Below are 21,441 nucleotides of genomic sequence, written 5' to 3' on the forward strand. Positions count from 1 at the left end.
TGTATTAAGTTAATGGTTTTTTAATTATATTTACTTTAGTATCAAATTTTTAATTAAAACAATATGAAAAATTTAAAAAAACTAAGTAAAGGCCAATTAAAAAGTATTTCTGGAGCAGGAGGAATTAAACTTCCGGAACCTGAATTTTGTATGTATTACTGCAATGGAGTTGTAATTTGTGCAACTTGCAGCGATAAATTTACATGTCCGGATGATTCAATGTAATTGAAATTCAAAAAGATCTATAAGAAAACCGTTCCTTTTGGAGCGGTTTTTTGTTTTTGATAAATATTAAATTTGACCACAGATTTTCACGAATTTACACAGATCTAAAACATAATCATCTGTGTAAATTCGTGAAAATCTGTGGTTAAAATAAAAGAATAAAATCAATCAAACAATCTCAATTGCTGATCTTTTGCTCCTGTGAAATTAGTGGTTGTTAATTTTGGAAATCCTTTACCTTCAAAAAACTTCTTTCTTCCTATTTTAAAGGTATTATGAATCATTTCAGCAATATTTCCATCACCTCTTTGTCTGTCGAAATATCTTTTTTCGCCTAATTTTCCGCCTCGCATGGAACGAATTAAATTTAAAACCTTCTGCGCTCTGTCCGGAAACTGAGTTTCAATCCATTTCACAAAAACGGGTTCAACCGTATCATTTAACCTCACCAACGTATATCCGAAACTTTGGGCACCTGCTTCAGAGATTGATTTTAAAATATTCAAAGGTTCATCACTATTCAACCCCGGAATTATGGGTGCAACCATCACATGGACAGGGATTTTACTTTCAGAAAGAACCTCAATAGCTTTCAATTTATTCTTGGAAGAACTCGTTCTCGGCTCCATTTTTCGTCGCAGATCTTCATTGATTGTAGGAATACTTAATGAAACGGAAACCAAATTTTGCTCTGCAAGCGGTTTCAGAATATCCAAATCTCTCAGAACCATCGCATTTTTTGTCAGAATATTGACAGGATGTCTGTAATCAAGACAAACTTGCAACAGCTTTCTCGTGATCTCAAATTGCCTTTCTGCAGGCTGATAACAATCTGTGTTTCCTGAAAGCAAAATTGGCGCAGGCTGATAACCTCTTTTCTGGAAAAATTTCTCCAATAATTCCGGAGCGTTTTTCTTGACCATGATCTTTCTTTCAAAATCAATTCCGGCACTGTAACCCCAATATTCATGAGTTGGTCGAGCGAAACAATATGAACATCCATGTTCGCATCCTTGATATGGATTCATCGAATATTCCATCGGTAAATCTTCGCTTTTCACTTGATTTACAATTGTTTTCGGAAAAATTTCCGTGAAAATTGTTTTTACAGATTCAAAATCTTCATCATCAGGTTCAAAGGTGTATCTGTCGAAACGGTTGATAACATTTCGCTGAGCGCCCTGACCTTTTATGATATTTTCGTTCTGCATTTCTGATGTAAATGTAAAATGGAATGGATTAAAAATAATTAGTTTTAACACTAAAGTTTTCCACAAAAAAAACCAACACTTAAAAAAAAGCGTTGGATATCAAAAACATAATATATATATTTTTACTACTTCAGTGCGTAAAATTCTACCCCGTGATACTCATCCTCATGATCTTTAGCATCAAAGTGTCTGTGATAATCTGAGTAAGAATCACTGTATTTTTTATTTTTTTTATCTAATACTTTTTTTATGCCTATAAAACTTAATACTGCCAAAAGCCCAACACCCCCGGCTAGTAAAACTCCGACTTCTTTTTTCATATTTTGTCCGATTTATTAATGGGGATATTGCAAAAAGTGTACCTATTTTATTTTTTTCAATTATAAATTTTGTTAACATTACACTTCTTTTTTAAGCAAAATATAATTCTACAACCTTCTGTTTTTCGTAAATTAATGGTTTAATTATTGTATTAACAAAGGAAAATATTATTATGGAAAAATCAGACAATATGGATCAAATGACGACTTTAAGCCAAGTAATGACAAGGCTCTCTGAGAGAGGAATACACCGGGAATTCAGGATGAACGACAGTTGCGAAATGAAGCTGGATAACTCCGAGCAAAACTATCAGCCTGCCGATTTGACCATCTTAAAAACATACCGTTTTGAGGGCGACAGCAATCCGGATGACAATGCCGTTTTATATGTCCTAAAAGATACTGCCGGTAATCGAGGAATGATCATAGATTCTTACGGCGCAGACAGCAATTATCCCGGAGAAAAGTTTGATGAATTTTTGAGAGATATTCCGGTTCAGGAAAGTGAAGAATTCAATTTTTAAATATATACAACCCGAAATTATTCAGTTTCGGGTTTTTCTTTTTTCTTAAAGACGTTTTTTAGAAATCCTTTCTTTTCCTTTTTCTCTTCCGTTGGTTTTGGCTCTTCTTTTTTAGTTCCGGAACCTTTTATTTCCTGTTTTAATTCTTTCACAGATTTTTTCATTTCCTTTACAGAAGAAACCGCATTTTTTACCGTTTTCTCTGTTTTGTCAACGTTTATTCCGATCAGAGTTTTCTTCAAACCTTGTTCTATCCCTTTCCAGAAAAGATTAAAGAAGGATTTTGTGGGATCTCTTTCTACATCTTTTACTTCTACCGACTCAGGAAGATTTCCGGAATCCGAACGCACAACAAGATTGGCAATTGCCGTTAAAACTCCTTTTTTCTGCTGGTTATCTTTATTTAAAACAGCGATTTTTAAATCTTTATGTTTTAAATTAAAAGTTCCGTTCAACCCTTTTGGATTTCCTCTAAAATTAAAAAGCATTTCCTGAATCGTCCCCTGAGTCGCCATAACATGAAGATATGGCTTAATAAAAGGATTAATTCCGTTCGCAGGAAGGTTTGCAGCTCTTCCGGAAATCGTGAAGACATCATTTGGATTCGCAACATCAAAACCCCAATTGACAGATAACAGAGCCAAATTCATAAACGAACAATTGATCTTAATATCTACTTTGGTTGGTTTTCCTTTTGTTTTGGCAGAGTTTAAATTTTTAACATTCATATTAAAATTAGCGAATGTTAATTTTCCTGGCCCAGCACTTTCCGGTGTATCTTCTTCGTAAACTAAAATGGAATTTTTTAGATCTAAATTATTAACGTACAATGGAATTTTTATAGAACGCAACAACCTTGAATACAAAGGTTTTTCTTTCGGGTCATCATTCGGAATTTTACTCCTGAAAATATTAGCATCTGCAGATTGAATGACCACATGGGAAGCATTAATGAATTTATTTTGAGAAAATAAGTCCCAATTGCCTTCTGCTGTTATCTGGTTGGCTTTCAAATCATACAAATCCCTTTCAACAGGTATCATTTTGATAAACTGAGCTCTCGAAATGAGAGGTTTCATCGCAAAATTACTGATCTGAACTTTGTTTTTATTTAATTTTAAAAGTCCAACGCTCATGTTGTAGAACTTTGTTTTATAAGCAAAATTCTTGGTTGTCAAAAAATAATCTTTAGCTTTAAAAGTATGTCCTAAATTATTAGGTTTAGACTTAATTTCAATCTCATTAATTGTTGCATTTAAATCATTAAAAACAAGCGGCTCATTTCCTTTATCGTAAGTGATATTAGAATTTTTAAAAGAAAATTTTCGGATAAGAATTGAGTTTACTTTATTTTCTTTCGGAACTTTCTTTGTTTTATTTTCTCCTGCGACGACGATTCCGTTTACATTATCAACCAAAACATCTTTTATGTCAAGATTTAATTTTTTATCTAAAAATTCTAATTTATTAATATTAAAAGCAGCAAGATTTGCCTTTAAAGTCATTGACCGCCTTCCAGGATCTGATGTATTTGGAGTGACAGTAATATTTCTTAACTCTCCGCTTTTAGGATTCAAAGCAATGCTTCCGATAACGTAATTTTGATGATTTGAGTATAAAACATCCTTTCCGGAGAACTGGAAACTCTTGTATCCTACAGGAATCACCTCTTCTCTAGTATCTTTATTAAACTTTAATTGATTGATGTCTAAATTAAGGTTTTTTGCAGATAAAAGATTACTTCCATCAGGCTTTACGACATTAATATTCGCATTATTTAATTTTATATCTTCAAGATTAAGTTCAAAATTAAGCGGTTTTTCTACTTTAACGGGAACAGCATTTGTGGTGTAAACTAAAAGCTTAGGATATTGAAAATCAGCATTAACAAGGGAAACAGTATTTTTTTTCAAAACAACATCCTTGAAATCCATTTTTAGAATATCAAACTGAAAAAGTTTCGTTTTTTTAGGATAAAATCTTTTAAACTGGTCAAAAGTCAACAATGGAATCAATCGAAATTTTTCGACTGACACTTGTCCATTCGTTGTAGTTATTTTACTGATTTTTAAAGCATAAACATTATCCGGACGAAAGAAAAAATTCTCTCCTTTGATGTGGTATTTATCAAAAACAACGGGTAATTTATTTTCTACAGATTCTTCTGTCATCTGTAAATTTTCAACAAACAGATCAAATTTCTGAACAGATAAAAATTTTTGTTTTGTATCCCTGAAAACATTAATGGTTCCGTTATTGATCCTGATATTTTCAAATAATACAGGGTTCTTTTTTTTTCCTGTTTTTTTATCAGTTGGCTTTGCTAGAATTATATTTAAATTCGGGCTTCCCAATAATAAATCAGAAGAACTTATTTGTTTATTAAAAATGGCATCGTAAATCCCGAAACGATCAATTTTTAAGGTATCAATCGTCCCTTGAAGACCTATAACATCCGTATTCTGAGGACTTTTACTGTTCACCGTAATTCCCGTCGAAAGAATATTTCCTGTTCCAAGATCTACATCTAGTGTTTTATAAGAAACCTTGTAGTCTGTATTATTTTTAATATAATTAGGAAGTTGGGTTTTAAGCCAAAAATTTAAGCCAAAGTTTCCCAGCAGGAAAATCACTGCCAAAACTCCAAGGCTAATCAGCAACCTTTTAACCCATTTTCTCATATTTTAGATTTAGTTTAATTATATCTAAATATAAGATTAATTTTTTACATTCAACTCAATTACATAGCCTTCATGTCCTCTTACATTAATAAAATCTCCACCTTCAAAACTTAAATACTGTCCTTTAATTCCAACTAGCCTTCCTGTGAACTCAGGTTTTTTATCTAAAGTGAACGAAGTTACTTTTTCAGGTTTTTCATACGGATAGTCGAATTTCCATAGGTTTTCGCCTTCACTGTAGAACTTTTGAAAGTCTTCAGGAAAATATTCCTTTATTTTTTGTTGAAAATCGGCAAGATCTATTTTTCCTTCAAAATCATCCTGAAGCATTTTTTTCCAATTTGTTTTATCCGGTAAATGATCTTTTAAGGCAACTTCTATCATTCCTGCTTCATAACGGTTCTCTGTTCTGGCAATCGGCAACGCAAAAGTTGCTCCCTGATCAATCCATCTCGTAGGAATTTGCGTATTTCTTGTAACTCCCACTTTTACATCTCCTGTGTACGCCAAATAAACCGTGTGCGGCTGCAGCTGGATTTGCTTTTCTACTTCCAAATCACGCTCTCCAACGCCAAGATGTGCCGTGGAAAGCTCCGGACGAATGATCGTATCACTTGCATAAGGACTCTCAAAAAAGCAGCTTTTGCAAAATCCCATTCTGTAAATAGGCTTATTTTTTTCACAATTCACACATTGGAATCCCTTGTGCTTTATACTCAATTCTCTACCAAACAATTCGTTCATGTGAATAAGATCACCCGAAAGGTTAAGATAATACTGAATTGGCTGAGCATCGAAACTCGTCATCTTTAAAATTTGCCCTTGAAACTGCATATTAATTTTATATTACTTTTTTAAGTAAATTTAATGATTATATTTTTCCCAAAGGAAATTTATATTTTTGTACTCATAAAAAAACATTGATGATATATCTTGTAACAGGAGGAAGCGGATTTATTGGTTCTCATTTGGTTGAAAAATTATTGAAAGAAGGACATTCTGTCATAAACATTGACAATTTTGATAATTTCTACGATTATCAGATAAAAATTAAAAATACTTTAGAATCAATTGCTAATTTTTCTGATTTTACCTTTACTGATAAGGAAACTGATATTGAAAATTTAATTTCCCTTTCAAAATCAAATAATTACACCTTATATTACCAAGATATCCGAGATAAAAATGGTCTTGAGGAAATATTTAAAAATCATAAGATTGATTTGATTATTCATCTGGCCGCACTTGCCGGAGTTCGCCCTTCCATCGAAAGACCTTTAGAATATGAAGAAGTGAATGTCCGCGGAACGATGAATCTTTGGGAATTGTGTAAAGAATTTAATCTTAAAAAATTCGTTTGCGCCTCTTCATCAAGCGTTTACGGAAATAATGAAAAAATTCCTTTTGCAGAAACAGACAATGTAGATAATCCTATTTCACCTTACGCCGCAACAAAAAAATGTGGCGAAATTTTAGGCCATGTTTATCATCAATTACATAATATCGACATGATCCAGTTAAGATTCTTTACAGTGTACGGACCGAGACAAAGACCTGATCTTGCGATACATAAATTCACAAAATTAATCTCCGAAGACCAAGAAATCCCTTTCTACGGTGATGGAAACACTGCAAGAGATTACACTTACGTTGATGATATCATTGATGGAATTACTAAATCTATCAACTATCTGGAAACTCATTCAAAAATATACGAGATCATTAATCTTGGAGAAAGCCAGGTAATTAATCTCAATGAAATGCTTTCCACCATTGAACAAGCTCTCGGAAAAACTGCCAATAAAAAAATTCTGCCAATGCAGCCCGGAGATGTCCAAAAAACCAATGCTGATATAGGAAAAGCCAAGACATTAATCGATTATAAACCAACTACAGACTTCCAAAATGGCATAAAAAAATTTGTGGAATGGTTTTTGAGAAAATGACATCGAACAAGTTGCTGGCATAGCTATAATACAGTCTGTGACGTGCAATGAGCGAAAAATTAATAAAAAGAATTGAAAATCAAGTATAAAAAAGCTTATAATATAACCTAATTTTATACTTTTGCAAAAAAAAATAGAATATTATGTACTGGACATTAGAATTAGCCTCATATCTAAGTGACGCACCTTGGCCGATGACAAAGGCTGAGCTTATTGATTATGCAATTAGAACTGGTGCACCCATGGAAGTAACGGAAAACCTTCAGGCTATTGAAGACGAAGGTGAAATGTATGAAGCCATCGACGAGATCTGGCCGGACTATCCTACGGACGAAGATTATCTTTGGAACGAAGACGAATATTAAATAAGGCATGAGCTTTAGGCAATAGGCTTAAAGCTTATTTCCCTTTTTATAATATCAATTTTTGCGCAGTAAGCGTATTTAGTAAAACGCTTAAAGCATATCGCTTTAGGCATAAAGTAAAAATTTATGAGTTTTTTAAACAAAGTTCTTAAAGGGTTTTTGGGAGACAAGAAAGCGCAGGACCTAAAGGAAGTAAAAAAAGTTGTAACAAAAATCAAAGCTGTTGAACCAAACATTCAGCAATTGTCTGATGATGGCTTAAGAGAGAAAACTGCTGAATTTAAAAATAAAATAAAATCAGCAACGAGTACCATCACAGCGCAGATAGAACAGATTAAAGAGCAGATAAAAAATTCGACCAATGTTGATGAAAAAGAAGCTCTTTTCTCACAAATTGAGTCTCTTAAGAAAGATTCATACGAAATCGAGGAGAAAGTTCTTAGCCAAGTTCTTCCTGAAGCTTTTGCATTAGTAAAAGAAACAGCAAGAAGATGGGCACAAAACGGAGAAATCCGCGTAACTGCCACTCAAATGGACAGAGAACTTGCTGCAACTAAAGATTTTGTTGAAATCCAAGGAGACCAAGCCGTTTGGAAAAGCTCATGGGACGCAGCCGGAACTCCTGTAGTTTGGGACATGGTTCACTATGATGTTCAGTTTATCGGAGGGGTTATTCTTCACAGCGGTAAAATTGCCGAAATGGCTACCGGTGAAGGTAAAACTTTGGTAGGAACATTACCTATTTACTTAAATGCGCTTCCTGAAAGAGGGGTTCACGTTGTAACAGTGAACGACTATCTTGCAAAAAGAGACTCCGCTTGGATGGGGCCATTGTATCAGTTCCACGGAATGAGCATCGATTGTATCGATAATCACCAGCCGAACTCAGACGGAAGAAGAAAAGCATACAATTCAGATATTACTTACGGAACAAATAACGAATTCGGTTTCGATTATTTGAGAGATAACATGGTAACTTCACCTTCAGAATTAGTACAAAGAGAATTAAACTTTGCTATCGTGGATGAGGTTGACTCTGTTTTGGTAGATGATGCAAGAACGCCTTTGATCATTTCTGGCCCGGTTCCTCAGGGAGACAGACAGGAATTTGATGTTCTTAAACCTTCTATCGACAGAATTGTTGAGGTTCAAAAGAAAACCGTTTCTGCAATTTTTAATGAAGCTAAAAAATTAATTGCTGCAGGAAATACTAAAGAGGGAGGATTTAAATTACTTCAGGCTTACAGAGGTTTGCCTAAAAACAGACAGTTAATCAAATTCTTATCAGAAAGCGGAAACAGAGCATTACTTCAAAAAGTTGAAGGTCAATACATGCAGGATAACAACCGTGATATGCCGATTGTAGATAAAGATCTTTATTTCGTTATCGAGGAGAAAAACAATCAGGTTGATCTTACAGACAAAGGTGTTGAATACATGTCTCAGGGAAATGAAGATAATAATTTCTTCGTTCTTCCTGATATCGGAACTGAAATCGCTGAAGTTGAAGCTAAAAATTTAACCAAAGAAGAAGAATTCGAGGCTAAAGAAAAACTATTCTCTGATTTTGCTGAAAAATCAGAGCGTGTACACACAATGAGTCAGTTATTGAAAGCATATACATTATTTGAGAAAGATGATGAGTATGTAGTAATTGATGGTGAAGTAAAAATCGTTGATGAGCAAACTGGTCGTATCATGGAAGGTCGTCGTTATTCAGACGGTCTACACCAAGCGATTGAAGCTAAAGAAAACGTGAAAATTGAAGCTGCAACGCAAACTTTTGCAACGGTAACGCTTCAAAACTACTTCCGTATGTACAACAAACTTACGGGGATGACGGGTACTGCTGAAACTGAAGCAGGCGAACTTTGGGAAATCTACAAATTAGATGTTGTGGTAATTCCTACCAACCGTCCTATTTTAAGAGACGACAAACAAGATTTAGTTTTCAAAACTAATAGAGAAAAATATAATGCAGTAATTGAAGAAATTGAAAAATTAACAGCAGCAAGAAGACCTGTATTGGTGGGTACAACATCTGTTGAAATTTCTCAGTTGCTTTCAAAAGCGCTACAATTAAGAAAAATCCCTCACCAGGTATTGAATGCTAAACTTCACAAGAAGGAAGCAGAAATCGTTGCCGGAGCAGGACAGCCGGGAGCTGTAACCATTGCAACCAACATGGCAGGTCGTGGTACGGATATCAAATTGGCTAAAGAAGTAAAAGAAGCCGGAGGTTTAGCAATTATTGGTACCGAAAGACACGATTCAAGACGTGTTGACAGACAGTTAAGAGGTAGAGCGGGACGTCAGGGAGATCCTGGAAGTTCTCAGTTCTATGTATCTCTTGAAGATAACTTAATGCGTTTATTCGGTTCTGAAAGAATTGCTAAGATGATGGACAGAATGGGTCATAAAGATGGTGAAGTTATTCAGCACTCTATGATCAGTAAATCTATCGAAAGAGCTCAGAAAAAAGTAGAGGAAAATAACTTCGGAACAAGAAAGAGACTTCTTGAGTATGATGACGTAATGAACAAACAACGTGACGTAATCTACAAAAGAAGAAAGAACGCTTTATTCGGAGATCACTTGAAATACGATATCACCAACATGATTTTTGATGTTGCTAATTCTATCGTAACGAAAGGAAAAGCAAACGGAAGTTATAAAGATTTTGAATTTGAAATCATCAAACATTTCACAATGGGTTCTCCTGTTTCTGAAAGTGATTTTGGTAACAAACAAATTCCGGAATTAACGAATATCTTATTCAAAGCTGCTCAGGAAGACTACAACATGAAACTGAACTTATTGAAAGAGAAATCATTCCCTATTATTGAGAATGTATTCCAAAATCAAGGTTCAATGTTTAAAATGATCCAGGTTCCTTTCACAGACGGACACAAAACAATGACTATCGTAGCTGATCTTAAGGAAGCTTATGACACTCAATGTGAAAGTTTGATCAACGATTTTGAAAAGAATATCACTTTATCAATCATCGATGAAAACTGGAAGCTTCACCTTCGTGAAATGGATGACCTGAGAAGATCTTCTCAAGGTGCTGTTTACGAGCAAAAAGATCCACTTGTGATTTACAAACAAGAATCTTTCCATTTATTCAGCGAAATGATCGATAAATTAAACAAAGAAATTATTTCATTCTTATATAAAGGAGAAATTCCTGCTTAAGAAATAATTAATTATAGAATAAAAACCGCTCCAGCACTGCTTGGAGCGGTTTTTTGTTATTCAACAGATACATTAATATGATAAATATCAACTTGATAATTTATTTAGAATAATTAAAAACAATATATTTGCAGAAAATTTGACTTTCATGAAAAATGTACTGATCTGTGCCTCACTGTTGGGGTCTATGTTGACTTTTGCGCAGGAAAAAGATTCTATCAAGTCTAATGATATTGAAGAAGTAGTTGTAAATGGGAAATATTACAAAAAATATGTAGAAAAAGAAGGTTCATCTTCGATGCGTTTAGATGAGGCTTTGATAAAAATCCCTCAAAACATTTCAATCATTACAAATAGAGCGCTAGAAGATCAGCAGGTAACAACTTTGAGCGATGGTGTTCTTCGTAACGTTGCCGGAGCCCAGAGATTAGAGCATTGGGGAGACATGTATACAAGAGTAAACATGAGAGGATCCAGAGCTGCAGCTTTCATGAACGGAGTAAATGTTACTTCAAACTGGGGACCTCTAAGTGAAGATATGTCATTTGTTGATCATATCGAGTTCATCAAAGGACCTTCAGGATTTCTAATGTCAAACGGAGAGCCAAGCGGTATTTATAATATCGTAACTAAAAAGCCAACCGGACAATCTTTAAACGGATCCGCAAGAGTAACTTTAGGAAGCTTTAATATGTACAGAGGCGAAGCTGATATCGATACTAAAATTACTGATAAAGTAGCTTTCAGATTGAATTTAATGGCTCAAAACAAAAATAGTTTCAGAGATTATGAATTCAATGACAGATATATTATCAATCCTTCATTGAAGGTTAAACTTTCTGACAAAACGACTTTAACTGCAGAATACATCTACCAAAAGGCAAAAATGTCTGAAGTAGGTTCTGCGTATGTATTCAGTTTTGAAGGTTATAGAGCAAAACCTGTTGGATATACTGTAACAGATCCAGGTATCGACCCTACAAAAGTGGATAACAATACAGTTAACATTAATTTACAGCATAAATTTAATGAAAACTGGAAATTAACTTCTCAATTAACATATGTGAATGAATACACAATGGGAAGCGATCTTTGGCCAAGCAACTTTGATGGAAACTATATGATCCGTCGTTTGAATTATTGGGAAGCTGATAATACAATGAAATTCGGACAGGTTTTCTTAAATGGTTTTGTTAAAACTGGTTCCGTTTCTCATAAAATCTTAGCTGGTCTAGATTTGGGAAGCAAAAAATATATGGCTGACTGGTCTCAGGGATATAATTTGGATAAATATAATGCTAATGATGATTATACTCAAGCTGCTGACCATAATTATTGGTATAATCTAAATACTAATAACTATGATACCAATACCAGTGCAAACTTTGCTTATTCTGGTCCAAACAATACAGACGCTTACAGATCTTTCGACAAAAGCAAACCTCTTTCTGTAAGAGCAGGAGCGGGAAGCACGATCGATCAAAACTATACTGGTTTATATTTACAGGATGAATTAGGATTCTTTAATGATGCATTAAGACTTACTTTAGCCGCTCGTTATACGAATGTAAAAGAAGTAAACTACGGAACAAAATCTGATGCAAGCAGAATTACACCTCGTATCGGATTAAGCTACTCTATCGATGAAAATATGTCTGCATATGCTTTGTATGATCAGTCTTTCGTGCCACAGGCAGGTCTATTCAGAGATGGAACAACAGCAACACCATTAACAGGAAATAATATCGAAGTAGGTGTTAAAAAAGACTGGTTTGCAGGAAAATGGAACACTACACTTTCATTATATAACATTAATAAAGATAATGAAATCACAGGAGATCCGGATCAAACAAATAATCCAAACGGAAAATATTCTATCCTTCTTGGAAAAACAAGAGTACAAGGAGTTGAATTTGATCTAAAAGGAGAAATTGTTAAAGGATTCAATGCGATTTTTAACTACGCATTTACAGAAAATAAATTTACCGAAACAACTGCAAAAGCTACAAAAGGTGATAAAGTTCCAGGATATGCAAAACATACTGCAAACGGATGGTTGAATTATACATTCACAAACGGATTGTTGGAAGGTTTCGGATTAAGCTTCGGGGGAACATACCTTGCAGGAAGAAGCAGCTGGGATTGGGGAAGTACAAATACTCTGCAGATGGGAGATTATGTAAAATTTGACGCAGGAGCATCTTGGGAAAACTCAAAATTCAGAGTTGGTTTAAATGTATTTAATGTGTTTAACAGATACTTATACTCTGGTTCGCCATATGGAAATTATTATTATTACCAAGCCGACGCACCTAGAAACTTCAGACTTTCAATAGGGTACAAATTTTAAATAAACAAAAAGTTAGCCCTTGGGAGGGTTAACTTTTTTGATATGAAGAAAAAACATCATCATAAGAAGAAAGTTTCTTCAACTAAAAAATGGTCTGCCAAACTGCATTTGTGGTTTGGTTTGTCCATTGGTATCATTGTGTTCATTGTTTCTTTGACAGGAACGATGTATATTTTTAAGGATGAAATTCAGAATCAGCTTAGAAAAAGGGTCATTTTTGTAAAAGCTGAAACGATTACTCAGCGACCATTATCTATTGAAATTCTTCGTGAAAAAGTTGCTTTGGAACTTAATGAAAAGTATCCGATCAGTTCCGTTGAAATTCCTTTAGATAAAAACAAATCTTACGAATTTTTGTATTACGAAAAGGATAAGAAAGCCTGGAACTATTTTGATGAAGTTAAAATCAACAAATTAATTTACGTTAATCAATATACAGGTCAGATTCTTGGGATTTATAATGAAAAATATGACCTCTTCCCTATTTTAAAAGCCATTCATTGGAGCTTGCTATTAAATTCAGATTGGGGGAAATATGTGATCGGAATTCCTATCGTTTTATTCATCATCATGCTGATCACAGGAATTATTCTTTGGTGGCCGAAAAATAAAAAAATGCGAAATGGACGTTTCTACTTTGACTGGAAAAACGTAAAAACTTGGAAACGCAAAAACTATGACCTTCATAATATCTTAGGATTTTACGCATCTTTTATTGCTTTAATAGTAAGTATATCAGGAATTTACTTTGCCTATCCTTGGGTAAAAAACACATTCAATTTTGCATTATCCGGCTACATTGAGCTTCCAAAAGAAAAAGAAATAAAATCTCCGGACTCTCTTTTAGCCAAAAGCAAAGCAGTTTTCGATCTTACAGCAGAGGAAACCAGAAAATTATACTCAACCTCATCAAGTTTCAGAATTCCATTAAACGGAAAAAATAAAAAAGGAAAAGAATTAAAGAACATTCCGATTTCCGTGTATGGTGAAGACGGAAAATTTGCCATCAGAAATCAAGTCGTTTTTGATAAATATTCAGGGAAATTATTGGCCAATAAACCTCATCAAAACTTAAACAACGCAGAAAAATATGCCAATGCCAATTATGATATTCATACAGGATCATACTTTGGCCTATTCGGCAAGATCATCTGGTTCATCACAGGACTTATCTGTACATCATTACCAGTCACAGGGTTTTTAGTATGGCTTGGAAAACAAAAGAAAAAAGGAATTAAGAAGGTACAATGAAAAAATTAACTCTATCCGTAGCTTGTTTAGCTACCATTTCAGCATTTGGACAAGTAAAAGACAGCATCAATACGAAAGATGTGGATGAGGTTGTTTTAACGGCATCCAGAAAAAGAGAAAATATTAAAGAAATACCAAGCTCAATAACCATTGTTGGCGAGAAACAGGTTCAGTCACAATTGACTGTTAATTCAGATATCACAAGCATTTTACAATATACCGTTCCGAGTTTGGCGACAAGTTCAGGACAGACTTCCAATACAGGACAAACACTTCGTGGGCGTCAGGTTTTGGTATTAATTGACGGTATTCCACAGTCTACTCCGCTTCGAAACGGAGCAAGAGATTTAAGGTCTATAGACCCTTCAGCTATAGAAAGAATTGAGGTGATCAAAGGAGCTTCATCCATCTACGGAAATGGTGCAGACGGAGGAATTATCAACTATATCACAAGAAGAAGCAAATCAGACAAGAAGATTTCGGGAATTTCACAGTTTGGAATTACCGGACAACAATATGGCGGAACATTAGGCTACAGGGCAAGTCAGCTTTTATCAGGAAAGATTAGTAAGTTTGATTATGTTGTTTCATTGGCTTATGAAAAAACAGGGTATATGAAAGACGCAGATGGCATAAATCTTAGTCCGACCTACAGCACAGCCAAAATGAACAACTACAACGGAATGTTGAAATTAGGCTATGAAATCAATGACAATCAAAGAGTTGAAGCCTCATACATCGGTTATGCATCAAAATCTGATTTAAATTTAGGCTTAAAAACAGGAAAATACGGCGTTACCCCAACCATAGGAGAAGGAGAAGGAAAAAATCTGGAAATAACTCCACAAGGAACTCCAAGAAACCATAACTTCAAATTAAGTTATGACAATAAAAACCTGTGGAAAGGAACTTCATTAAATGTAAACCTTTATTTACAGGATTTCAGAACCGTTTACGGATACAGCGATACTTTCCTGAATGGTGGACAATCCAATGTTATCTCCAAAAAGACAGGAGCCAGAGCCAATTTCGACACTCAATTATGGAATGGTAAAAATTCTCAGGGTGAACTGATCTACGGTTTAGATGTGTTGAATGATCAAACCGTTCAGAAGCTGGAAGACGGCCGTTACTGGACTCCGGACATGAACATGACCAACATCGCCCCTTTCCTTTTGGTTAAGGTTGATTTAATGAAAAAATTAACGATAAAAGGAGGTTTACGATATGAAAACATTGCCGTAAAAGTTGGAGATTTCAACACACTTTCTACTGTTAAAAGTGACGGAACTTTCACCAAAAGCATTTTCGTGACCGGTGGAGACTTAAAATACAACGCATTAGTGGGAAACATCGGGGTTCGTTACAATATCGAAAATTATATCAATTTATTCGGAAGCTTTTCTCAGGCCTATTCTATCAATGAATTAGGAAGAATTTTAAGAACCTCAACAGAAGGAACGATTCAAAATCTTGAAACAAAGCCAATTATTGTCAACAACTATGAATTTGGAGCGACAGGACAGATTGCAAAATGGGTTAATTATGAGATCACGTCTTATGTGAGTACTTCAAAACTGGGCGCTACATTTATTCAAAGTCCGGACAGAGCTTTGACGATCCAAAGATCACCGGAAGTAGTGTATGGTGTGGAAGGATTTTTACATTTCACGCCTACAAAATGGATTAATTTCGGAGGAAGCTACAGTTGGATGGAAGGAATTACCTCTGTACAAGATGACGGAGATTATTCTACGAAAATCAACAACAGCAGAATTTCTGCACCGAAAGTTTTAGCCTATGTTCAGGTAAGACCGATTCAAGCTTTATCTATTGGACTTGATATGCTGCATGCTTTCGGACAAAACAGATTCGAGCCTAATGCCAAAGGATTATATGTTTACGGAGAAGGAAAAGTTCCTGATTACACCGTTTTCAACCTAAAATCAAGCTATGAAGTGAACCAAAACTGGAAAGTTTCTTTAGGTATCGAAAACCTTTTCAACAAAATGTATCAGCCTGCAATTGCTTGGTGGGCAGCAAGAGACGCAGATTTTACCAACTCGTTAGGAATGAGAGGAATGTTCATGGTTGAATATAAATTTTAAATGAAGCTTTTTCCCGCTTTCCACTATATCTTTTTCGCCAGCGCTTTTTTTAAGCCATTTCAGAAAAAGGATGTCGTTGCAATCGGGGCTAGAATTTCAGGGATGGTGACTTCGGGAGCCTCAGCCACTGTGGAATTTTTGTAGTTCTTTTTAAATCAAGCATGAAATTTAGAATAAAAATTTGCATTTAAATAAAAATATTTTCCATTAAAAGCACGTTAATTATAAATATTCTAAATAAAAATTAAATCTTATCTTTGCCGAACTTAAAGAAACTATGAAGAAGAAACATCATAAAAAGAAGCCAAGCGTATTTAAAAAATGGACAGGAAAACTGCATTTGTGGTTTGGTTTAGGTATTGGATTTTTGATCTTCATCATCTCCATTACTGGTGCATTATATGTTTTTAAAGACGAAGTTGAGAATATTACCAGAAAAGATGTCATCTATCATAATGAACAAAATATTGATCAAAAACAGATTCTTCCAATTCGCGTGTTGGAAAAATCTGTAGATGCTCAGGTAAAAGAAAAATACCCTATTCACTGGGTAAATATTCCTATCGATAAAAAAATGTCCTATCAATTCTATTGGTACGAGCACAATACCGATGCATGGAATTATTTTGATGAATTCCCTATTTATAAAGTTGCTTACGTTAATCCTTACGACGGAAAAGTTTTAAGAACCTACGATGAGAAAAACGGGTTCTTCCAGATCGTAAAAATGATCCACTGGAGTTATTTGTTAAAGCAGGACTGGGGAACATATGTCGTGGGAATTCCTGTCATAATCTTTGTCATCATGCTGATATCAGGAATTATTTTATGGTGGCCTAAAAACAAAGCTGCCAGAAAGCAACGTTTTTCATTCAAATGGAAAAATATCAAAAGCTGGAAAAGAAAGAACTACGACCTTCATAATATCTTAGGGTTTTATGCATCAATTTTTGCTTTAATCTTTTCAATTACAGGGTTATTTTACGCATTTTTTGTCGTTCAGGCAGCCATCTATGTGATCTTCTCAGGAGGTGAAACAAAATATCCGGATTTCACTCACATCAAGACAAAAGCTCCGATAGAACTGAGAACTGAAGGTACATTAGACAAGATAAGCAATACCGTTAAAGCAAAATATCCTGATTCTTATGGTTTCGCACTCGATCTTGGACATCCGCACATGGATGATCACGAACATCCGAATTTCGAAGTTTATGTAAAACATTTGTCATACTCTTATCATAAAAGCAGCAGTCTTATTTTTGATGAAAATTCAGGAGAGCTGCTTCATACTCACGACATGAAAGACAAAAATTTTGGAGAAAAAACGGTTGGAGCCAATTATGACATTCATGTTGGATCAATTTTAGGTCTTCCTACCAAGATTATTGCCTTCGTTGTAAGTTTGATATGTGCCTCATTACCAGTTACTGGCTTCCTTGTTTGGTGGGGAAGGCGAAAAAAGAAAACAGTAAAAACTGCTTAAAAAAAAATTGCAATAAATGTTGAGTTAATAATCCATTAATACAATCTTTTTTATATTTTTAACCCTTTAGAATTTATAAGAATAGAAATGTCATTAATAGATTTATCAAAACACGTTGCCCTAGGAATTGATATTGGCGGTACAACTACCAAATTTGGTGTTGTAAACCACAGAGGTGAAGTTCTTGAAAAAGGCAATCTAAGCACTGATGCGTACGCAACGGTTGAAGAATTCATAGATGCTTTGTACGAAAAAGTGCATCCGCTGATCAATAGCTACGGAAAAGAGAAAAACTTTGACGGAATTGGCGTAGGCGCTCCCAACGGAAATTACTATACAGGAACAATAGAACAAGCTCCGAATTTACCTTGGAAAGGCGTGATCCCATTTGGTAAATTAATGACTGAAAAGTTCGGTTTACCTACTACAATAACTAATGATGCTAATGCAGCAGCTTTTGGTGAAATGCTTTTCGGAGCAGCTCGCGGAATGAAAGACTTCATCATGATCACATTGGGAACAGGCGTAGGAAGCGGAATTGTTTCAAGTGGTAAATTGATCTATGGACATGACGGCTTTGCAGGTGAACTAGGACATACTATTGTAAAACCAGGTGGAAGAAAACACTGGAGCACAGGATCTGAAGGAAGTTTAGAAGCCTACGCATCTGCAACAGGAATCGCAATCACAGCAAAAAAGATGAGAGCAGAATTCCCTGAATCTATGCTAAGTCAGTTTCCTGAAGAATCGATCAACTCTAAAACGGTACACGAATGTGCTTTGAAAGGTGACCCGATTTCTATTGAGGTTTTCAGATATACAGGTCAGAAATTAGGGGAAGCATTGGCAAATTTTGTCATGTTTTCTTCACCGGAAGCAATTCTTTTATTTGGAGGAGTCATTAAAGCCGGAGATTTCATTTTGAAACCTGCTAAACTTCATATGGAAAGAAACCTTCTTCCGATTTTTAGAAATAAAGTGAAATTGGTTTTCAGTGAACTGGACGAAGCGGATGCTGCTATTTTAGGAGCAAGTGCTTTGGTTTGGGAAAAGTAATTGAAAAACATTTAAATATAATTGAGCATCCTTTTTGGATGCTTTTTTTGTTTTTTTAATCTCCCACAGATTTGACTTCGTCGAACTTACGTTTCACGGATTTGCAAAGATGTTTACACTATCTTTTTCTTGTGATTATTTGTGAAATCTATTAGTGTAATTTGTGTTTAAATCCCCCTTTTCAACCTAAAATGAAAAACTTTTTCATACTTTTGATTAGTTTTTTAATACAATAATCAACCTAAAATGGATAACAATAATTTAGAGCAAATTACTTTCGGAGGCGGATGTTTTTGGTGCGTAGAAAGCTGCTTCAATATGCTGAAAGGTGTTGAATCTGCAATCTCAGGATATTCGGGAGGTCATAAAGATAATCCGACGTATGAAGAGGTTTGCACAGGAGAAACAGGACATGCAGAAGTTGTACAGATCACTTATGATCCGAAAATAATCTCTTATGAGCAATTAATGGATGTATTTTTCTTCCTTCACGATCCTACTCAATTAAACAGACAAGGAAATGACATCGGAACACAATACCGCTCTGTAATTTATTATAAAGATGATGCTGAAAAAGCAAAAGCTGAAGAAGCCATCAAAATTTCTGAAGCTTCAGGAAGATGGACTGGAACTTATGTTACTGAATTATCACAATTCGAGAAATTCTGGTCAGCAGAACAATATCATCAGGGATATTATAATGAAAATCCTACTCAGCCTTATTGTAGCGCAGTTGTAGGTCCTAAAATCCAAAAATTCAAAAAACATTTCGGAGAATTGGGAATGTTGAATGCAGAATAATTTTAAGTTTTGGCTAAAGCCGTATGATTTATTATTTTTCATTAAACGGGCTAAAGCCCGTTCCTATTGATAAAGATGAAGATAAAAAAAGCGAAGAGATTGATTCCCTTCGCTTTTTTGTACAAATTATTTTTATATTGAAGACTATTAATAACCTGGATTTTGTGAAAGGTCATTCGATGCGTCAAGCGTTGCCTGAGGAATCGGGAAAATCCTTCTGTAAGGTTGAGAAGCAGGTTTTGCAGTTCCGGGAAGATCAAATTTACCGAATCTGATCATCGCCTTTCTTCTGTACATTTCCCAATATAGTTCGTATCCTGATTCTTTAAACAGAGTATTAGCGTCTAATGAAGCAAGGGCAACTCCGGGAGCATTACCGTTTAAGGCATCACGGGTTCTGCTTGTTCTTAAAATATTAACATCAGCTAAAGCACCTGCAATATTTCCACTTCTGAAATAGGCCTCAGCTCTCATCATGTAGATTGTTCCTAATCTGTATAAAGGTACATCCATTCCGCTTGTTCCGTTATTTCCGTAGCCAGGATCAAATTCAAACTTGAAATTTCTTACCCCTCTGTTGATCTGAGACTGAGTAAAGACAGCTTCTGAAGGATTATCAAAATTGAGTTCAGGTGTAAAATCTGCTGCAAGTGTCGTATTTTTTTCTGTGAATAATTTATAGACTTTAATTCTTCCGTCTGCTGTCATATCAAAGCTTCCATTGGCAAGAAGTTTTGGACCATATTGCTGCCCCACCTGCAATCCTCTGTTGAAATGGAACCAAGGTTTTCCCGTTCCTTCTACTTTACTTGTTGAAGGTACGCTTACATCTGTTCCATCATTTCTGAACCAAGTTCCATCTTCATATTGGTAGCTTCTTTGAAAACGGGGATCATCATGATTTCCGTTCCAAGAATAATAGAATTCAGGAGTGATACATGATGCATTGGTTCCTCTATTATCAGGGGAAGGTTTCTGGATTCTTTCCATTGACATATAAGCCAGGTCATTATCTGCATTTCTGTTCGAGTTTTTCTTCTGAACAATCGTGAAGATCATTTCCTTACTTGTATCATTATTAATATCAAAATTGTGGAAATAATTAGATTCTAAACTGAACTGCCCTCCGTTGATCAATAAATTAGAATATTGAATAACTTTATCCATATCTGTTCCTCCGCCATTCACAGCCTGTTCTGTAAAATTAAAACTAGCTGCTGTTTTATTTTTAAGAACCGCTCTGTTCAGATACATATCTGCCAATAAAGCATAAGCCGCCTGTTTTGTGAATCTTCCGGCGTGCGTATTCTGAGTTTTAATATCAGCCAAATTAGGAATAAGACCTTCTACTTCTGTAATGAGAGCATCGATATACGTATCTGCTTTTCTGATCTCAATCGGCGCATTTAAATCGCTTGGATCTCTGTACGGAGCTTGCCCGAATAAATCTAAAGTGTTGTAAGTATAATAAGCCAACAATCCTTTTGCCTCTGCTAAAAATAAAGCTTTATTGCTTACGCTACTTTTATTAATACTTTTAATTGCCGTTAAAGATTTTGTAATTCCGGAAGTTAACTGATCCCAAGTCGTTTTTACGACATCATTGCTGGCATCCCATGTAAATTCGTGCATGGCTCTCCACTTTCCGCCGTCTCCCCAGTCGCTTCCTCTTGTTGCCAATAAGGCCTCATCGGTAGAATATTCCTGTAATGCAAAAACACTTCCGTGATCTACAAAAGTTCCGTCACCAAGCTGTCCATAAGCTGCAGCAATAGCACTTTCGGGATCTGCAAGGTTTTCAGAGCCCAATACCTCATCTACCACTTGCTCGTCAAGATTTGTACACCCCATTAAGGCCAGTACAAAAACAGATAGAACGATTTTATTTATATGTAAAAAATTAGATTTCATAATTCTTT

16 protein-coding genes are annotated in these 21,441 nt (G+C 35.1%); 11 read left to right on the top strand and 5 right to left on the bottom strand.

Features of this window, described 5'->3' with window-relative positions:
* Positions 1 to 63 precede the first annotated feature (63 nt).
* Positions 64 to 225, top strand: a complete 162-nt coding sequence (locus EG348_RS21640; protein ID WP_164463259.1) for a bacteriocin-like protein — start codon at positions 64 to 66, stop codon at positions 223 to 225.
* A gap of 164 nt (positions 226 to 389) precedes the next feature.
* On the opposite strand, the gene EG348_RS06100 is transcribed toward EG348_RS21640, so the two are convergent.
* Positions 390 to 1,436, bottom strand: coding sequence for a PA0069 family radical SAM protein (locus EG348_RS06100; protein ID WP_123981596.1), 1,047 nt, complete (start codon positions 1,434 to 1,436; stop codon positions 390 to 392).
* A 125-nt stretch (positions 1,437 to 1,561) separates the two neighbouring features.
* Positions 1,562 to 1,756: a hypothetical protein gene (locus tag EG348_RS06105; protein ID WP_066754207.1), complete on the bottom strand. Its 195-nt coding sequence runs from the start codon at positions 1,754 to 1,756 to the stop codon at positions 1,562 to 1,564.
* A gap of 173 nt (positions 1,757 to 1,929) precedes the next feature.
* Here EG348_RS06105 and EG348_RS06110 point away from each other — a divergent pair, with 173 nt between their 5' ends.
* Positions 1,930 to 2,280: a hypothetical protein gene (locus EG348_RS06110; RefSeq protein ID WP_123981598.1), complete on the top strand. Its 351-nt coding sequence runs from the start codon at positions 1,930 to 1,932 to the stop codon at positions 2,278 to 2,280.
* Between the two features lie 17 nt (positions 2,281 to 2,297).
* Here the strand turns inward: EG348_RS06110 and EG348_RS06115 are convergent, their stop codons facing one another.
* Both EG348_RS06115 and EG348_RS06120 read right to left on the bottom strand, forming a co-directional pair.
* Complete coding sequence (locus tag EG348_RS06115; RefSeq protein ID WP_123981600.1) at positions 2,298 to 4,961, bottom strand: hypothetical protein; 2,664 nt, start codon at positions 4,959 to 4,961, stop codon at positions 2,298 to 2,300.
* Positions 4,962 to 4,997: 36 nt separating this feature from the next.
* Positions 4,998 to 5,795, bottom strand: a complete 798-nt coding sequence (locus EG348_RS06120) for a DUF2797 domain-containing protein (RefSeq protein ID WP_123981602.1) — start codon at positions 5,793 to 5,795, stop codon at positions 4,998 to 5,000.
* 89 nt (positions 5,796 to 5,884) lie between these two features.
* On the opposite strand from EG348_RS06120, the gene EG348_RS06125 reads away from it, so the two are divergent.
* From EG348_RS06125 to msrA, 9 genes are all read left to right on the top strand, one after another.
* Positions 5,885 to 6,907, top strand: a complete 1,023-nt coding sequence (locus EG348_RS06125; RefSeq protein WP_123981604.1) for a GDP-mannose 4,6-dehydratase — start codon at positions 5,885 to 5,887, stop codon at positions 6,905 to 6,907.
* Between the two features lie 143 nt (positions 6,908 to 7,050).
* A complete protein-coding gene (locus EG348_RS06130; protein WP_034756280.1) occupies positions 7,051 to 7,272 on the top strand; it encodes a DUF2795 domain-containing protein in 222 nt (73 codons plus the stop codon).
* 126 nt (positions 7,273 to 7,398) lie between these two features.
* Positions 7,399 to 10,470 (top strand): preprotein translocase subunit SecA, encoded by a 3,072-nt coding sequence (gene secA / locus EG348_RS06135; protein WP_123981606.1) that lies wholly within the window; start codon positions 7,399 to 7,401, stop codon positions 10,468 to 10,470.
* 148 nt (positions 10,471 to 10,618) lie between these two features.
* Entirely contained in the window at positions 10,619 to 12,820 is a 2,202-nt protein-coding gene (locus tag EG348_RS06140; protein ID WP_123981607.1) for a TonB-dependent siderophore receptor, read from the top strand.
* Positions 12,821 to 12,862: 42 nt separating this feature from the next.
* Positions 12,863 to 14,071, top strand: coding sequence for a PepSY-associated TM helix domain-containing protein (locus tag EG348_RS06145; protein WP_123981609.1), 1,209 nt, complete (start codon positions 12,863 to 12,865; stop codon positions 14,069 to 14,071).
* Positions 14,068 to 16,179, top strand: coding sequence for a TonB-dependent receptor (locus tag EG348_RS06150; protein WP_123981611.1), 2,112 nt, complete (start codon positions 14,068 to 14,070; stop codon positions 16,177 to 16,179). Before EG348_RS06145 ends, EG348_RS06150 begins: the two co-directional genes overlap by 4 nt.
* A gap of 277 nt (positions 16,180 to 16,456) precedes the next feature.
* Positions 16,457 to 17,665 carry a PepSY-associated TM helix domain-containing protein gene (locus EG348_RS06155; RefSeq protein ID WP_123981613.1) on the top strand — a complete coding sequence of 403 codons (1,209 nt, stop codon included), beginning with the start codon at positions 16,457 to 16,459 and terminating at the stop codon, positions 17,663 to 17,665.
* Between the two features lie 87 nt (positions 17,666 to 17,752).
* Positions 17,753 to 18,721: an ROK family protein gene (locus tag EG348_RS06160; RefSeq protein WP_066754188.1), complete on the top strand. Its 969-nt coding sequence runs from the start codon at positions 17,753 to 17,755 to the stop codon at positions 18,719 to 18,721.
* A gap of 246 nt (positions 18,722 to 18,967) precedes the next feature.
* Positions 18,968 to 19,522 (top strand): peptide-methionine (S)-S-oxide reductase MsrA, encoded by a 555-nt coding sequence (gene msrA / locus EG348_RS06165; RefSeq protein ID WP_123981616.1) that lies wholly within the window; start codon positions 18,968 to 18,970, stop codon positions 19,520 to 19,522.
* A 147-nt stretch (positions 19,523 to 19,669) separates the two neighbouring features.
* Here msrA and EG348_RS06170 read toward each other — a convergent pair whose 3' ends face one another.
* The gene (locus tag EG348_RS06170; protein WP_123981618.1) at positions 19,670 to 21,433 is read right to left on the bottom strand and encodes a RagB/SusD family nutrient uptake outer membrane protein; all 1,764 of its coding nucleotides are present in this window, start codon (positions 21,431 to 21,433) and stop codon (positions 19,670 to 19,672) included.
* Between the last annotated feature and the right edge of the window lie 8 nt (positions 21,434 to 21,441).

Origin of the sequence: Chryseobacterium sp. G0201 (assembly GCF_003815655.1) — a bacterium.
Classification (GTDB): domain Bacteria; phylum Bacteroidota; class Bacteroidia; order Flavobacteriales; family Weeksellaceae; genus Chryseobacterium.

Bases quoted from the DNA above. Each gene is read 5' to 3' on its own strand.
- EG348_RS06130 (WP_034756280.1), top strand. From the start codon at position 7,051: ATGTACTGGACATTAGAATTAGCCTCATATCTAAGTGACGCACCTTGG.
- EG348_RS06120 (WP_123981602.1), bottom strand. From the start codon at position 5,795: ATGCAGTTTCAAGGGCAAATTTTAAAGATGACGAGTTTCGATGCTCAG.
- EG348_RS06100 (WP_123981596.1), bottom strand. From the start codon at position 1,436: ATGCAGAACGAAAATATCATAAAAGGTCAGGGCGCTCAGCGAAATGTT.
- EG348_RS06125 (WP_123981604.1), top strand. From the start codon at position 5,885: ATGATATATCTTGTAACAGGAGGAAGCGGATTTATTGGTTCTCATTTG.
- EG348_RS06150 (WP_123981611.1), top strand. From the start codon at position 14,068: ATGAAAAAATTAACTCTATCCGTAGCTTGTTTAGCTACCATTTCAGCA.
- EG348_RS06115 (WP_123981600.1), bottom strand. From the start codon at position 4,961: ATGAGAAAATGGGTTAAAAGGTTGCTGATTAGCCTTGGAGTTTTGGCA.
- EG348_RS06160 (WP_066754188.1), top strand. From the start codon at position 17,753: ATGTCATTAATAGATTTATCAAAACACGTTGCCCTAGGAATTGATATT.
- EG348_RS06155 (WP_123981613.1), top strand. From the start codon at position 16,457: ATGAAGAAGAAACATCATAAAAAGAAGCCAAGCGTATTTAAAAAATGG.
- EG348_RS06170 (WP_123981618.1), bottom strand. From the start codon at position 21,433: ATGAAATCTAATTTTTTACATATAAATAAAATCGTTCTATCTGTTTTT.
- EG348_RS06145 (WP_123981609.1), top strand. From the start codon at position 12,863: ATGAAGAAAAAACATCATCATAAGAAGAAAGTTTCTTCAACTAAAAAA.
- EG348_RS06105 (WP_066754207.1), bottom strand. From the start codon at position 1,756: ATGAAAAAAGAAGTCGGAGTTTTACTAGCCGGGGGTGTTGGGCTTTTG.
- EG348_RS06110 (WP_123981598.1), top strand. From the start codon at position 1,930: ATGGAAAAATCAGACAATATGGATCAAATGACGACTTTAAGCCAAGTA.
- EG348_RS06140 (WP_123981607.1), top strand. From the start codon at position 10,619: ATGAAAAATGTACTGATCTGTGCCTCACTGTTGGGGTCTATGTTGACT.
- secA (WP_123981606.1), top strand. From the start codon at position 7,399: ATGAGTTTTTTAAACAAAGTTCTTAAAGGGTTTTTGGGAGACAAGAAA.
- msrA (WP_123981616.1), top strand. From the start codon at position 18,968: ATGGATAACAATAATTTAGAGCAAATTACTTTCGGAGGCGGATGTTTT.
- EG348_RS21640 (WP_164463259.1), top strand. From the start codon at position 64: ATGAAAAATTTAAAAAAACTAAGTAAAGGCCAATTAAAAAGTATTTCT.